13 protein-coding genes and 1 pseudogene are annotated in these 13,497 nt (G+C 62.0%); 10 read left to right on the top strand and 4 right to left on the bottom strand.

Annotated features, from left to right (window positions below):
- The 9 genes and pseudogenes from narH to QOM08_RS14400 all read left to right on the top strand — a co-directional run bounded on the left by narH (window position 1) and on the right by QOM08_RS14400 (window position 9,886).
- Window positions 1–1,539, top strand: a complete 1,539-nt coding sequence (gene narH / locus QOM08_RS14440) for a nitrate reductase subunit beta (RefSeq protein WP_047229171.1) — start codon at window positions 1–3, stop codon at window positions 1,537–1,539.
- Between the two features lie 2 nt (window positions 1,540–1,541).
- Window positions 1,542–2,297, top strand: coding sequence for a nitrate reductase molybdenum cofactor assembly chaperone (gene narJ / locus QOM08_RS14435; protein WP_047229170.1), 756 nt, complete (start codon window positions 1,542–1,544; stop codon window positions 2,295–2,297).
- The gene (narI, locus tag QOM08_RS14430) at window positions 2,290–2,970 is read left to right on the top strand and encodes a respiratory nitrate reductase subunit gamma (protein ID WP_047229169.1); all 681 of its coding nucleotides are present in this window, start codon (window positions 2,290–2,292) and stop codon (window positions 2,968–2,970) included. The genes narJ and narI overlap by 8 nt, the downstream gene beginning before the upstream one ends.
- A gap of 10 nt (window positions 2,971–2,980) precedes the next feature.
- Complete coding sequence (locus QOM08_RS14425; protein ID WP_047229168.1) at window positions 2,981–3,952, top strand: peptidylprolyl isomerase; 972 nt, start codon at window positions 2,981–2,983, stop codon at window positions 3,950–3,952.
- A 25-nt stretch (window positions 3,953–3,977) separates the two neighbouring features.
- Window positions 3,978–4,970 (top strand): GTP 3',8-cyclase MoaA, encoded by a 993-nt coding sequence (gene moaA / locus QOM08_RS14420; RefSeq protein ID WP_047229167.1) that lies wholly within the window; start codon window positions 3,978–3,980, stop codon window positions 4,968–4,970.
- Between the two features lie 270 nt (window positions 4,971–5,240).
- A pseudogene (locus QOM08_RS14415) lies at window positions 5,241–7,255 on the top strand (ribonucleoside triphosphate reductase).
- A 31-nt stretch (window positions 7,256–7,286) separates the two neighbouring features.
- A complete protein-coding gene (gene nrdD / locus QOM08_RS14410; protein ID WP_003182303.1) occupies window positions 7,287–7,448 on the top strand; it encodes an anaerobic ribonucleoside-triphosphate reductase in 162 nt (53 codons plus the stop codon).
- Window positions 7,445–8,140 (top strand): anaerobic ribonucleoside-triphosphate reductase activating protein, encoded by a 696-nt coding sequence (locus QOM08_RS14405; protein WP_047229165.1) that lies wholly within the window; start codon window positions 7,445–7,447, stop codon window positions 8,138–8,140. Before nrdD ends, QOM08_RS14405 begins: the two co-directional genes overlap by 4 nt.
- A 123-nt stretch (window positions 8,141–8,263) precedes the next feature.
- Window positions 8,264–9,886, top strand: a complete 1,623-nt coding sequence (locus QOM08_RS14400) for a methyl-accepting chemotaxis protein (RefSeq protein WP_076384523.1) — start codon at window positions 8,264–8,266, stop codon at window positions 9,884–9,886.
- A gap of 67 nt (window positions 9,887–9,953) precedes the next feature.
- Here the strand turns inward: QOM08_RS14400 and QOM08_RS14395 are convergent, their stop codons facing one another.
- The 4 genes from QOM08_RS14395 to QOM08_RS14380 are packed head-to-tail and all read right to left on the bottom strand — an operon-like array spanning window position 9,954 to window position 13,057.
- Window positions 9,954–11,309 carry a 4Fe-4S binding protein gene (locus QOM08_RS14395; protein ID WP_274090103.1) on the bottom strand — a complete coding sequence of 452 codons (1,356 nt, stop codon included), beginning with the start codon at window positions 11,307–11,309 and terminating at the stop codon, window positions 9,954–9,956.
- Entirely contained in the window at window positions 11,297–12,151 is an 855-nt protein-coding gene (locus QOM08_RS14390) for an FTR1 family protein (protein ID WP_188250820.1), read from the bottom strand. The genes QOM08_RS14395 and QOM08_RS14390 overlap by 13 nt, the downstream gene beginning before the upstream one ends.
- Before the next feature lie 22 nt (window positions 12,152–12,173).
- A complete protein-coding gene (locus QOM08_RS14385; RefSeq protein ID WP_047229161.1) occupies window positions 12,174–12,524 on the bottom strand; it encodes a cupredoxin domain-containing protein in 351 nt (116 codons plus the stop codon).
- 2 nt (window positions 12,525–12,526) lie between these two features.
- Complete coding sequence (locus QOM08_RS14380; RefSeq protein ID WP_047229160.1) at window positions 12,527–13,057, bottom strand: iron transporter; 531 nt, start codon at window positions 13,055–13,057, stop codon at window positions 12,527–12,529.
- Between the two features lie 201 nt (window positions 13,058–13,258).
- On the opposite strand from QOM08_RS14380, the gene QOM08_RS14375 reads away from it, so the two are divergent.
- Complete coding sequence (locus QOM08_RS14375) at window positions 13,259–13,486, top strand: DUF3079 domain-containing protein (RefSeq protein WP_076384533.1); 228 nt, start codon at window positions 13,259–13,261, stop codon at window positions 13,484–13,486.
- Window positions 13,487–13,497 lie beyond the last annotated feature (11 nt).

The raw sequence follows: 13,497 nt of genomic DNA, 5'->3' as shown, positions 1-13,497 counted from the left end.
ATGAAAATTCGCTCACAAATCGGCATGGTCCTGAACCTGGACAAATGCATCGGCTGTCACACCTGCTCGATTACCTGCAAGAACGTCTGGACCAGCCGCGAAGGCATGGAATACGCCTGGTTCAACAACGTCGAATCCAAGCCTGGCATCGGCTACCCCAAAGAGTGGGAAAACCAGGACAAGTGGAAGGGCGGCTGGATCCGTAACGCCGACGGTTCGATCAACCCACGCATCGGCGGCAAGTTCCGCGTGCTGGCGAACATCTTCGCCAACCCGGACTTGCCGAGCCTGGACGATTACTACGAACCGTTCGACTTCGACTACCAGCACCTGCACACCGCGCCTTTGGGCGAGCATCAGCCCACCGCACGGCCGCGCTCGCTGGTGTCCGGCAAGCGCATGGAGAAAATCGAGTGGGGCCCGAACTGGGAGGAGATCCTGGGCACCGAGTTTGCCAAGCGGCGCAAGGACAAGAACTTCGACCAGATCCAGGCGGACATTTACGGCGAGTACGAAAACACCTTCATGATGTACCTGCCGCGCCTGTGCGAGCACTGCCTGAACCCGGCGTGCGCGGCGTCCTGCCCGAGCGGGGCGATCTACAAGCGCGAGGAGGACGGCATCGTCCTGATTGACCAGGAGAAATGCCGCGGCTGGCGCATGTGCATCAGCGGCTGCCCGTACAAGAAAATCTATTTCAACTGGAAGAGCGGCAAATCGGAGAAATGTATTTTCTGCTACCCGCGCATCGAAGCCGGGATGCCGACGGTTTGCGCTGAAACCTGCGTCGGCCGCATCCGCTACCTCGGGGTGTTGCTGTACGACGCCGACCGCATCAGCGAAGTGGCGAGCACCGCCAACGAGCACGATCTGTATGAGAAGCAACTGGAGATCTTCCTCGACCCGAACGACCCGGCGGTGATTCGCCAGGCCCTGGCCGACGGCGTGCCGCAGTCGGTGATCGACTCGGCGCAACGCTCGCCGGTCTACAAAATGGCCGTGGACTGGAAACTCGCGCTGCCGTTGCACCCGGAATACCGCACCTTGCCAATGGTCTGGTACGTGCCGCCACTGTCGCCGATCCAGAACGCTGCGGCGGCCGGCACCGTGGGCATGAACGGGGTGATCCCGGACGTCGACAGCCTGCGCATTCCGCTGCGCTACCTGGCCAACATGCTCACCGCCGGCGATGAAAAACCGGTCAAGCGCGCCCTCAAGCGCCTGCTGGCGATGCGTGCCTACAAGCGTTCCGAACAGGTGGACGGCGTGCAGGACCTGCAAGTGCTGGCCGATGTCGGCCTGAGCGTGAACCAGGTGGAAGAGATGTACCGCTATCTGGCCATCGCCAACTACGAAGACCGTTTTGTCGTACCAAGCGCCCACCGCGAAGACGCCATGAGCGATGCGTTCGCCGAACGCTCCGGTTGTGGTTTCAGTTTCGGCAGCGGTTGCAGCGGCAGTACCGACACCAACATGTTCGGCGCCAAGAAGGCCAACCGCCGCGACGTCATCAAAACCGTGCAGTTGTGGGAGGAATGAACATGCGCATTCTCAAGGTGATTTCGTTGCTGCTCGATTATCCGACCGAAACCCTGGTGGCCGGTCGCGACGAGCTGGAGCAGGCGATTGTGCAGGCACGGGAAATCAGCCCGAAGCAGCGCGCTGCGCTGTTCGAGTTGCTGGAACTGATCTGTGGCCAGGACCTGATGGACGGCCAGGAGCACTACGGCGCGCTGTTCGGCCGTGGGCGCTCGCTGTCGCTGCTGCTGTTCGAACACGTCCATGGCGAGTCCCGCGACCGGGGCCAGGCCATGGTGGACATGATGGCCCAGTACGAAGAGGCCGGTTTTGCCATCGGCGTGAAGGAACTGCCCGATTACATCCCGCTGTACCTGGAGTTTCTCTCCACCCGCGAAGACATCGAGGCCCGCGAAGGACTGGCCGATGTGGCGCATCTGCTGGCCTTGCTGGCGGCGCGCCTGGAAGAGCGCGAGAGCGCCTACGCCAGTTGTTTCCGGGCCTTGCTGCAAATCGCCGGGGCCGAGCCCCAGGTGGCGGTGGCCGAGTTGCGTGAGCAGGTCAAGGCCGAGCCACGCGACGACTCCCTCGAAGCCCTGGACAGGATCTGGGAAGAGGAAGCGGTGGATTTCATGAAGGCCGAGCAGCAGGACCGTTGCAGTTCGCTGCCGAGTGCGCCGGGCAAGGCCCGGGACGAAAGCGCGGTGCCGTTGCATTGGGTGGATTTTCAGCATGAAGGACGGGCCGCTGCGCCCGCCGGGGAGGTGGGCAATGTCTAAATGGGATCTGTTGATGTTCGGGGTCTACCCCTATGTCGCCTTGGCGATTTGCCTGATCGGCAGTTGGGCGCGGTTTGACCTGTCCCAGTACACCTGGAAGGCCGGCTCCAGCCAGATGCTGAGCAACCGTGGCATGCGCGTGGCGAGCAATCTGTTCCATGTCGGTGTGTTGTTCGTCCTGGCCGGCCACTTTGTCGGCCTGCTGACGCCGGCGGCGATCTATCACCATGTGTTGAGCACTGAGAACAAACAGTTGCTGGCGATGGTGTCCGGCGGGTTCTTTGGGGTGCTGGGTCTGATCGGTCTGGTGATGCTGCTCAACCGGCGGCTGAGCGACCCGCGAGTGCGCGCCACGTCCAGCACGTCGGACATCCTGGTGTTGGTGGTGCTGCTGGTGCAACTGGTGCTGGGCTTGATGACCATTGTGGCGTCCACCGCCCATATGGACGGTTCGGTGATGGTGATGCTGGCCGACTGGGCACAGAACACTGTGCTGTTGCGTCCGGTGGAGGCGGCCGCGGCCATTGCGCCGGTGGGCTTGGTCTACAAGCTTCATGTGGTACTGGGCCTGACCCTGTTCGTGCTGTTCCCGTTCACCCGTCTCGTCCATATCGTCAGTGCGCCGGTCTGGTACCTGGGGCGTCGTTATCAAATCGTGCGGCAGAAGTTCTAAGGAGACGATCATGGCTAGTGGATGCGGATGTGGCGGCGGTAACGGGGGCAGCGGCGGCTGCGGTTCTTCAGCGAAAGCAGCGCCAGTGACCCCGCCGCTCAGCGATATCGAGCCGGCGGGCGCGGTGCAGTTCGAACCGGCCCAGGCCGGGCCGGTGCCAGGTGATGAAGCCCCGGCACAATTGATTGCCAGCAGTGAGCAGGAGTGGCCGATCATCAGCGTCAACGGGGTGTCGATCACCCCCCAGGCGATGGCCCAGGAGCTGCAGTATCACCCGGCTGAGAGCCGCGAGGATGCGGTCTACCAGTCGGCCCGGGCGTTGGTGATCCGGGAGTTGCTTCAGCAACGCATCGCCGAGCTGGGGCTGGCGTTGCAGGTGGGCGCCGGTGAAAACGAAGAGGAGGCGGCCACGCGGCTGTTGCTCGAGCGTGAGGTGCAGGTGCCGCAATGTGATGAGGCGACCTGTCTGCGCTACTACGAAAGCAATCGGGCGCGCTTTCACAGCGCCCCCTTGCTGGCGGTGCGGCACATTCTGCTCGAATGCGCACCGGACGACGCCGAAGCGCGCGACCAGGCTCACGGCCAGGCCGAAACCCTGCTGCAACGCCTGGACGAGTTCCCCGGCAGCTTTGCCGAACTGGCGTTGAACCACTCGGCCTGCCCGTCCAAGGCACAGGGCGGCTCGCTGGGGCAGATCAGCAAGGGCCAGACCGTGCCCGAACTGGAGCACCAGTTGTTTGCCTTGCCGGCGGGCCTGGTGGGCAAACCGCTGGAAAGCCGCTACGGCTGGCATGTGATCAGCATCGATCAGCGTGTCGAAGGCCAACCGTTGCCTTATGAGGCGGTGGCGACGGCGATTCGCACCCAGCTGCAACAAGGCGTGTGGCAGAAGGCGCTGGTGCAGTACCTGCAAACCCTGATCGGTGCGGCGGACATTCGCGGCATTCATCTTCAGGGCGCCGACTCGCCGCTGGTGCAGTGAGCACCGGCTCAATCAGGGGACAGACATGAACGCCGTGTTGCAGGACGGATTTGGGCGCCAGATCGACTATCTGCGGATGTCGGTGACCGATCGTTGTGATTTTCGCTGCGTGTATTGCATGGCGAAAAACATGACCTTCCTGCCGCGCCAGCAGGTGTTGACCCTGGAGGAACTGCACCGATTGGCGCGGTTGTTCGTGGGGCTGGGGGTCAAGAAAATCCGCCTGACCGGTGGCGAACCGCTGATCCGTCCGGGCATCGTCGGGTTGTGTCGCGACATCGCGGCATTGCCCGGCCTACGGGAACTGGTGATGACCAGCAACGGTTCGCAGCTGGGGCGACTGGCCCGGCCGCTGGTCGATGCCGGAGTCAAGCGCATGAACATCAGCCTGGACAGCCTGGATGGCGAGCGCTTTCGGGCGATCACCCGCAACGGCGATCTGGATCAGGTGCTGGCGGGCATTGAAGCGGCGAAGAGCGCGGGGTTCGAGCGGATCAAGCTCAACTGCGTGGTGATGAAAGGGCGCAACTTCGATGAAGTCCCGGCGCTGGTGCAGTACGCCATCGAGCAACGCATCGACATCAGCTTCATCGAGGAAATGCCCTTGGGTGAGGTCGGGCGTGCCCGGGGCGAGTCGTTCTGTTCCAGCGATGAGGTGCGGGCAGTCATTGCCAATCATCACCGCTTGCTCGACAGCACCGAAAACAGCGGCGGCCCGGCGCGTTATGTGCGCCTGGAGCAGCACGCGCAGACCCGGATCGGTTTCATTTCCCCCAATACCCACAACTTTTGCGCCAGTTGCAACCGGGTGCGCATGACCGTTGAAGGGCGGTTGCTGCTGTGCCTGGGACAGGAAGATTCTCTGGACCTGCGCAGTTTGTTGCGGCGCTATCCGCTGGACGACCAACCGCTGATCCAGGCGGTACAACAGGCGCTGCGCGGTAAACCCCTGCGTCACGATTTCAACCCTGGCGGGGAAGTGCAGATTGTGCGGTTCATGAACATGAGTGGTGGGTGAGCCTCAGCGCAGATGTTGAATGGACCGCCGTTATCGCGAGCAGGCTCGCTCCCACAGGGATTTGTGGTGTACGCAGAAAGAGCAGACACCTGAAAACCCATGTGGGAGCGAGCCTGCTCGCGATGGGTTATACCGGTCGACATCTCAAGCGGCTGATCCACCCTCGATTCTTGATATCGATCAATTGCAACCCTCACTTTTGGTCGTACTCTCCACTGCATATTGTGTTTGAAGATTGTTAATTATCTATATGTAGTGTCTGGAGCCAAAATGCAGAGCACGTTGATCTCAGTAGGCTGTAACCGCTTGCACAAGCGCGATGGCAGTGTGGTTGCCTTCGACGCGGACAAGATCCGCCAGGCGCTGATCGCCGCCGGCAAGGCCACCGGCGAATACGCTGAGGGGGAGGCTGAAGGGTTGCTGGAAGCGGTGCTGACGCGATTGGAAGGACAGACGCGCTTGAGCGTCGAGCAGATCCAGGACCGTGTCGAGCGAGTACTGATGGACGCCGGTTTCTTTCTGGCCATGCGTGCCTATATCGTCTACCGCGAGCAACATGGACGCCTGCGCCGGGATCGTCGCACCCTGGTGGAAGTCGCCACCTCGATGAACGAATACCTGGACCGCGAAGACTGGCGCGTACAGGCCAATGCCAACCAGGGTTACTCCCTCGGTGGGCTGATCCTCAACGTATCGGGCAAGGTCACCGCCAACTATTGGCTCGACGAGGTCTACAGCCAGGCCATCGGCCAAGCGCACCGCGAGGCCGACCTGCATATCCACGACCTGGACATGCTCGCCGGTTACTGCGCCGGCTGGTCGCTGCGCACGCTGCTGCACGAAGGCCTCAATGGGGTGCCGGGACGGGTTGAGGCCGGGCCGCCCAAACATTTGAGCAGCGCCTTGGGGCAGATGGTGAATTTCCTCGGCACGCTGCAAAACGAATGGGCCGGTGCCCAGGCGTTCAGCTCGTTCGACACCTACCTGGCGCCGTATGTGCGCAAGGACAGACTCAGCTATGACGAGGTCCGCCAGTCGTTGCAGGAGTTCATCTACAACCTCAACGTCCCGTCACGCTGGGGTACGCAAACACCTTTTACCAACCTTACGTTCGACTGGGTCTGCCCGGAGGATCTGCGTGAACAGATTCCGGTGATCGGTGGCGAGGAGATGCCGTTCGCCTACGGTGATCTGCAAGTGGAAATGGAATTGATCAATCGCGCCTACATCGAGGTGATGCAGGCCGGTGATGCAAAGGGCCGGGTGTTCACTTTCCCGATCCCGACCTACAACATCACCCATGACTTCCCGTGGGACAGCGAGAACGCCGACCGCTTGTTCGAGATGACCGCCCGCTACGGTCTGCCGTATTTCCAGAACTTCCTCAACTCGGACATGCAACCCAACCAGGTGCGCTCGATGTGCTGCCGCCTGCAACTGGATGTGCGCGAGTTGCTCAAGCGCGGAGGAGGCCTGTTCGGCTCGGCGGAACAAACCGGCTCACTAGGTGTGGTGACGATCAACTGCGCACGCCTGGGCTACCTGTACAAAGGCGATACCAGCGCATTGCTGCACGCATCGATACGCTGATGGAACTGGCGAAGGAGAGCCTGGAGGTCAAGCGCAAGGTCATCCAGCACCACATGGACGCCGGGCTGTACCCGTACACCAAGCGCTACCTGGGCACCCTGCGTAATCACTTCTCCACCATCGGCGTGAACGGCCTGCACGAAATGCTGCGCAATTTCACCGATGACCAGCAAGGCCTGCATACCGAGCAAGGCCGGGCATTCGCCCTGAAACTGCTGGATCACGTGCGCGCCACGCTGCTGCGCTTTCAGGAAGAAACCGGCCACCTCTACAACCTGGAAGCCACCCCTGCCGAGGGCACAACCTACCGTTTCGCCAAGGAAGACCTCAAGCGTTACCCCGATATCTTGCAGGCCGGCAGCCCGATCGCCCCGTATTACACCAACTCGTCGCAGTTGCCGGTGGGCTTCACCGACGATCCGTTCGAAGCCTTGGAGCTGCAAGACGAACTGCAATGCAAATACACCGGCGGCACCGTGCTGCACCTGTACATGGCCGAGCAGATTTCCTCCACACAGGCCTGCAAGCAGCTGGTGCGCAAGGCCCTGGGACGCTTCCGGCTGCCGTACCTGACCATCACGCCGACGTTTTCCATCTGCCCGGTCCACGGCTACCTGGCCGGCGAACATGAGTTTTGCCCCAAATGCGACGAGGCCTTGCTGTTGCAACAGCAGTTGGCAGGCAGCGTTCACTGATCCGATCCATCGACCGCAAGGAGCTTCATCCATGAACGCATCACAATCTCTTCCGCAGGCACAGCGTCAACGTTGCGAAGTCTGGACCCGCGTGATGGGTTATCACCGTCCGGTGGCGGCCTTCAACCCAGGCAAACAGTCCGAGCATCGCGAACGGGTTCACTTCACTGAAAGCGCGGCCGGGCGTCCATGAGTCGAGCGCTACGGGTTGGGGGCATGGTGCCCCTGACCACCCTCGATTATCCGGGCCAACTGGCTTGCGTACTGTTTTGCCAGGGCTGCGCCTGGCGTTGTCGTTATTGCCACAACCCGCAACTGATCCCGCCGCGCGGCAGCGAAGAGGTGGATTGGTGTCGGGTGTTGGCATTTTTGCAACGTCGCCAGGATCTGCTTGACGCCGTGGTGTTCAGCGGTGGTGAGCCGACCCTGCAGGACGGCCTGGCGCCAGCCATGGAGCAAGTGCGGCAGATGGGTTTTCGCATCGGCCTGCACAGCGCCGGCATCAAACCGGCGGCCTTCGCCAAAGTGGTCGGGCAAGCCGACTGGGTTGGCTTCGACATCAAGGCCTTGCCCGAAGACGCCCTGGACGTGACTCGGGTTCATGGCAGCGGTGCCGCCAACTGGCGCAGCCTCGACTATCTGCTGGCCAGCGGCGTGGATTATGAATGCCGGACCACCGTGCATTGGCATTTGTTCGATCCCGAACGGTTGTTGACCCTGGCTCGCCGCCTGAGCGAGCAGGGCGTCACGCGTTTCGCTGTGCAACTGGTGCGCACGGCCCGGATGCTCGACCCCCATCTTTCCAGTGTTTCGGCACAGGCCTTGCAGCCGGAGTTGTGGGCCGCCATGCGCGAGTTGTTTCCCTCGTTCGTTTTACGCAGTTGACCGTCCCCGGGGATGAACGACCGACAGCGGTTCGGGATCGCCGGGCCGCTCTTTTTTATGGCTTTTTTTATGGTTTTCAAATGCGCTGCCAATCGGCAGGTAGTTGAACAGGGAGCATTTGATATGACCAGACTCACCACTGCCCACCGTATCGTGATCGGTTTTGCCATCGCGCCACTGGCGTTGATCGCCCTGGCGTTATACGCCTTGAACGACCTGGCCACGCTGCGCGACCAGGCGGTGCAAATCGTCAGACAGGATTGGCCGAAGATCGACCCGATCATGGTGATCGCCACGGGTGTGCGCGATAACGCCAGGAACACCCGGGACCTGTTGATCGACAAGAACAACGCGCAGGTCCAGCAATCGATCGACATGACCCGGCAACGTATTACCCAGGCCTTTACCACGCTGGAGCCGCTGTTCGACCAGCCGGAAGGCAAAGCGGCGTATGCGGCACTGAAGAAGCACCGTGAGGCGTACGTGGCCGCGTTCGTTCAGGTGCAGGCGTTGATTCGCCAGGGAGCCACGGACGACGCGATGACGCAACTCAAGCAGGGCGTGATGCCGGCCGAGCTTGAGGTCTACAAAAGCCTGGAAGGGCTGATGGCGATGCAGGGCCGGTTGTTTGTCGAGCGTGAACAGCTGGCCCAGGCGCGCTACAGCGACGCGCGGCGCAACATGCTGACACTGGTGCTGGCCTGCCTGGCCCTGGTCAGTACCGTTGCGGTCCTGGTGACCCGCAGCGTGACCCGTCCGCTGGGTGGCGAGCCCGATGATGCGGCGCGGGTGCTGAGCCAGATTGCCCAAGGCGACTTGACGATCCGCGTGCCGCTGGACGCCGGGAGTGCAAACGACAGCGTAATGAGCAACATGCATGACATGCAGCAGAGCCTCAACAGCATGGTCCGGCACATTGCGGCTTCGGTGGATCGGGTGGCCAGTTCCTCCGAAGAGCTGAGTGCGGTGAGCAGTCAGACCAACAGCACCCTGGAACTGCAAGGCCAGGAAATCGAACAGGCCGCGGCGGCCGTGAACCAGATGACGGCGGCGGTGGACGAAGTGGCGCGCAATGCGGTGAGTACCAGCGAAGCCTCGCGGATATCCGAGCAAACCGCCCAGCGCGGTCGTGAGCAGGTTCAGGAGACCGTTGCTTCGATCAGCGCATTGGCGCTGGGGGTGACGGACTCCTCGGGACGCATCCAGCAGTTGGCAGGCAGGGTCGAGCACATCAGTTCGGTGCTGGACGTGATCCGCGGCATTGCCGATCAAACCAATCTGCTGGCCTTGAACGCCGCCATTGAAGCAGCCCGCGCTGGCGATGCCGGGCGTGGTTTTGCCGTGGTGGCCGACGAAGTCCGGGCACTGGCCCATCGCACCCAGGATTCGACTCGGGAAATCGAGGAGATGATCGGCAACATCCGCCAGGACAGCGAGCACGCCGTGACCGCCATGCAAAGCAACAGCGAACTGGTGCAGACCACTTTGCAAGTGGCCCGCCGCTCCGGCGATGCCCTGGATGAAATCGCCCGTTCGATCTCGCAGATCAACGAGCGCAATCTGATGATCGCCAGCGCCACCGAAGAACAGGCGCTGGTAGCCCGAGAAGTGGACCGTAACCTGGTGGGTATTCGCAACCTGTCCGAACAGGTATTGCTCGGGGCCCGGCATACTGATACCGCCGGTCAGGACCTGGCGCAGATGGCCGGCTCACTGCATGAGACCGTGGCGCGGTTCAAGGTCTAGGCCAGCCCCGCGTCAGCTGTTGTGAACCACACAAATCCACCGTGGGAGCAACGCTTGCACTGCGTGTTCACCATCCCCAGAACTGCAACCACCAGCCATAACCCACCAGGCCATTGGCTAATACCAGGCAGGCCATTGCGAGGGGCCTGCGGGCTGCATGTTCCAGGCGCTTGTAGCCCAGCCACAGACTCCAGGCGATTGCCGCGACCAGCAGCGCGGCCCGAGCCGGTTGTACCCAGTCGAGCAACAACCCTTCATAGCGCAGCAGTTTGACGGTGGTGGCCGACAAGCCGAGGAACAACCCTGCACCGCCGAGGGGCGTCAGGGTGATGGCCAAGGGCCAATACTGTGCAGGATCGCCCGAGAGTCTTGCCGCCAGGCGCATCAACAGCAGCAGCGACGTGCCCAACAGCAAGGCACTCATGCCCAGATAAGCGACGATGCAAAAGCCATCGAGCCAACTGAAGCTGTCATTGAGCTGCGGATAGTGGGTCAGCAACCACCAAGGGGCGTTGTCTTGCAATGGCCAGAACAGCTCATGGGCGACCAGCCATTGGGCCAGGCTCTGCTTCATGGCAATGAACCAGGGGCTGACGGTCCACTGAAAAGCCCCCATGGCCAGGCCAATGACGCCGAACAACAACAAGCGCGCGTCCCAGGGCGAAAGGGTGGTTGCGCTCGAGTGAAGGATTTCCTCGTTACTGGAACGGGCTATCAGGCGTACCGCATCGCGCTGGCCGCTGCAGCGACCACAGGCGTGGCAATCGGCGGCACCGCGCATCCGGCGAATGTCCAGCAATGGCGCGCAGTTGGGAGGCGGTCGGCGCGGCGCGGGGTTTTCCAGCCAGCGTTGCTCGTCCACCTGGAAGTGCACCGGTGCCAGGCGAGCAAGCAGGGCGAAGACGCCACTGACTGGACACAGGTAGCGGCACCACACTCGCTTGCCTCGGGCGAACAGCAGGCCAACGATCACCGCTGCGACCGTCGAGCCCCCCAGGATCAACAGCGCCGCCTGGGCATAGTCATAGACGCTGATCAACTGCCCATAGATCGTGGTCAGGCAGAACGCCAGGGTCGGCCAGCCGGCCCAGCGCACCCCGCGTGGCACGCCCAGGCCTTTGCCATACTGGCTGGCCCATTCACTCAAGGCACCTTCAGGACACAGCACGCCACACCAGAGTCGACCGAACAGCACAATCGACAGCAACACGAAAGGCCACCAGATGCCCCAGAACATAAACTGCGCCAGCAGCGTGAGGTTGTCCAACAGCCGAGCCTGGCTGCTGGGCAATGGCAACAGCGCCGGCACCACCAGCAGCACCGCATAGAACAGCACCACCGCCCATTGCACGGCGCGAATGGTTGCGCCGTGGCGCCGCATGCCGTCGCCCAGACGTTTCAGCCAGAGGTTCAAGTCGGACATGGCAGCGTTTGCGCTTTGCGTGGCCGCAGCCAGCCGGCAACCCCCAGCCAGTAGCCGAGCCACACCAACAAGGTCATGGCACTGGGACTGGCTCGATAGCCGGTGAAATCCGCCAGGAAACCGCCCAGGCCATGGCCGTCATCCAATATCGCGCTGCTGTCCCAGAGCGCGTCGCCGATGCCTTGGTAGACCACTTCGGGCCAGTCCATCGCCAGCAACTGACCGCTGATCCGCTCAATGCCGCTGACCAGCAGCGCTGCCCCCAATAACAACAGAATGGTTTCGCTGATGGCAAAGAAACGCGGCCATGAGATGAACCGTCGACTGCCGTGCAGCAAGACGATGGTCAGCAGCGCCAGCAGCAGGCCGGCCACCGCGCCCACGGCGAACAAGCCCAGTGGCGCCCCTTGCAGACGCGCCCCGGCGCCATACAGGAAGACCACGGTTTCACTGCCTTCGCGGCTGACGGCCAGCAGCGCCAACACCATCAGCCCCCATCCACCTTGGCGGCTGAAACGATGGTCGGCGTGACGCGTCAGATTCTGTTTCAACGTCCCGGCGTTTCGGTGCATCCAACCGACCATTTGCACGATCAGCAGACTGGCGACCAGCGCCAACGCCGCCTGGAACCATTCATTGGCCGCGCCGCTCATGGCTTCGCCGACTAACAGAATCAGACCGGCCAAGATGCCCGACAACAGCAAACCCAGCGCCACGCCAGCCCACACGAACTGCAACAAGCGACCGGCCTGTTGCTGCCGGCTGACCCAGGCCTGGAGTATGCCGATTACCAACAGCGCCTCGACGCTTTCGCGCCAGACAATAAACATTGATTGAGTCATGCAAACACCTCCTGTTCGCCGACTACTGGGCGAGGATGCCGCCCTCGGGCAGTTGCGGGTTGAATTCATCGAAAAACGGATAGTGCCCGGGGCGCAGCGGGTGAATGACGACAAACGTGGTAACGCCGGGCGACAGGACCTTTTCCACCCGCAGGGGCGTGCTCTCGAATTCCGCCGGACCCTGGCCGACGTTTTTCAGCACGATCTTGAAGCGCTGCCCGGCCGGTACTTCCAGCAGCGGCGGGGTGAAATGGCCGTCGCGCATGCTCAACTCGTAAGTAAGCAGTTGGGCATGGGCGACTGAAGGCAACAGCAAGCCGGCCAGCACCCAGCCGGCCAGTTGTCGCGCTGTTCGGCTCGTTGAACGACGCATCTTCAATACCCGCCTTTTTTGCCAATCCCGGCGTAGACGAATTCGTAATGCAGTTCACAGCGCTCGAACCACGGTGCCACGCCGGTTTCCTTGTCGGTATGACGGCCGAGGGAGCCATGGCCGCCGGGCGGCAGGACAGTGAAGGTCAATTGGTATTTGCCGGGGCCCAGCAGCTTGACGTTGTCGCCATAGTGCGGCCCGTCATTGGCCACCATGGCGTGGAAGTCGCCCTTGAGCGGGGTGTCGTTGCCTTGTTTTTTCAGTTGGAACGACACGTTGAGGTAGGGCACGAAGCTGCCTTCCTGGAAACCTTGCTGGTTGTCGGCCGTGGCCCTGATATCGGCCTCCAGGTGAACGTCAGACTCGGCGGTTGGGCGCATCATGCCGGCCGGGGCCATTTCGATCGGTTGCAGGTACACCGCGCCGACCTCCAGGCCCGGGCACATTTGCGGTTCGCCAATGGGGTATTCCTTGGCCTGGGACAGAGGGGCGAGAAACAGCAGGGCGAGAGACAGCGGAGCGAGGGTACGCATGGGAAGACTTCCTGAGGACTAAGGGATGGCCGAGTCTAGGAAGCTTTGCTGCGAATAATAATGATTCTTGTCAATTTTCGGGGCATTTAACCCGCCAGGAACGCCGATACCGTCATGCCGGTGGTTCTTGATCGATATCAAGGGCACTTCGGCCCTGACACGCTAGGGTACAGGCACACCCATCGGCTATACGGGGGCGTCATGGCAAAGCCTTTTCCAATCAGTCCGAAACATCCCGAGCGCATTTGCTGGGGCTGCGACCGCTATTGCCCGGCCAGTGCCCTGGCGTGTGGCAACGGCGCGGATCGAACCATGCACCCGGCCGAAATGATCGGGGAGGATTGGTACCTGCATGGTGATTGGGGGGTGGAGTTGGTGGACATTAGCGCCAAGGTCATCGATCCAAGCGCCACTCACCCGAAGGAATGAAGTGAACCTGT

The organism is Pseudomonas sp. P105 (genome assembly GCF_032614175.1).
In the GTDB taxonomy this organism is placed as follows: Bacteria; Pseudomonadota; Gammaproteobacteria; order Pseudomonadales; family Pseudomonadaceae; genus Aquipseudomonas; species Aquipseudomonas rhizophila.
This window is presented reverse-complemented; position numbering and strand designations above follow the sequence as displayed.

Coding starts and splice junctions, on each gene's coding strand:
- narH (WP_047229171.1), top strand. CDS start 1: ATGAAAATTCGCTCACAAATCGGCATGGTCCTGAACCTGGACAAATGC.
- narJ (WP_047229170.1), top strand. CDS start 1,542: ATGCGCATTCTCAAGGTGATTTCGTTGCTGCTCGATTATCCGACCGAA.
- narI (WP_047229169.1), top strand. CDS start 2,290: ATGTCTAAATGGGATCTGTTGATGTTCGGGGTCTACCCCTATGTCGCC.
- QOM08_RS14425 (WP_047229168.1), top strand. CDS start 2,981: ATGGCTAGTGGATGCGGATGTGGCGGCGGTAACGGGGGCAGCGGCGGC.
- moaA (WP_047229167.1), top strand. CDS start 3,978: ATGAACGCCGTGTTGCAGGACGGATTTGGGCGCCAGATCGACTATCTG.
- nrdD (WP_003182303.1), top strand. CDS start 7,287: ATGAACGCATCACAATCTCTTCCGCAGGCACAGCGTCAACGTTGCGAA.
- QOM08_RS14405 (WP_047229165.1), top strand. CDS start 7,445: ATGAGTCGAGCGCTACGGGTTGGGGGCATGGTGCCCCTGACCACCCTC.
- QOM08_RS14400 (WP_076384523.1), top strand. CDS start 8,264: ATGACCAGACTCACCACTGCCCACCGTATCGTGATCGGTTTTGCCATC.
- QOM08_RS14395 (WP_274090103.1), bottom strand. CDS start 11,309: ATGTCCGACTTGAACCTCTGGCTGAAACGTCTGGGCGACGGCATGCGG.
- QOM08_RS14390 (WP_188250820.1), bottom strand. CDS start 12,151: ATGACTCAATCAATGTTTATTGTCTGGCGCGAAAGCGTCGAGGCGCTG.
- QOM08_RS14385 (WP_047229161.1), bottom strand. CDS start 12,524: ATGCGTCGTTCAACGAGCCGAACAGCGCGACAACTGGCCGGCTGGGTG.
- QOM08_RS14380 (WP_047229160.1), bottom strand. CDS start 13,057: ATGCGTACCCTCGCTCCGCTGTCTCTCGCCCTGCTGTTTCTCGCCCCT.
- QOM08_RS14375 (WP_076384533.1), top strand. CDS start 13,259: ATGGCAAAGCCTTTTCCAATCAGTCCGAAACATCCCGAGCGCATTTGC.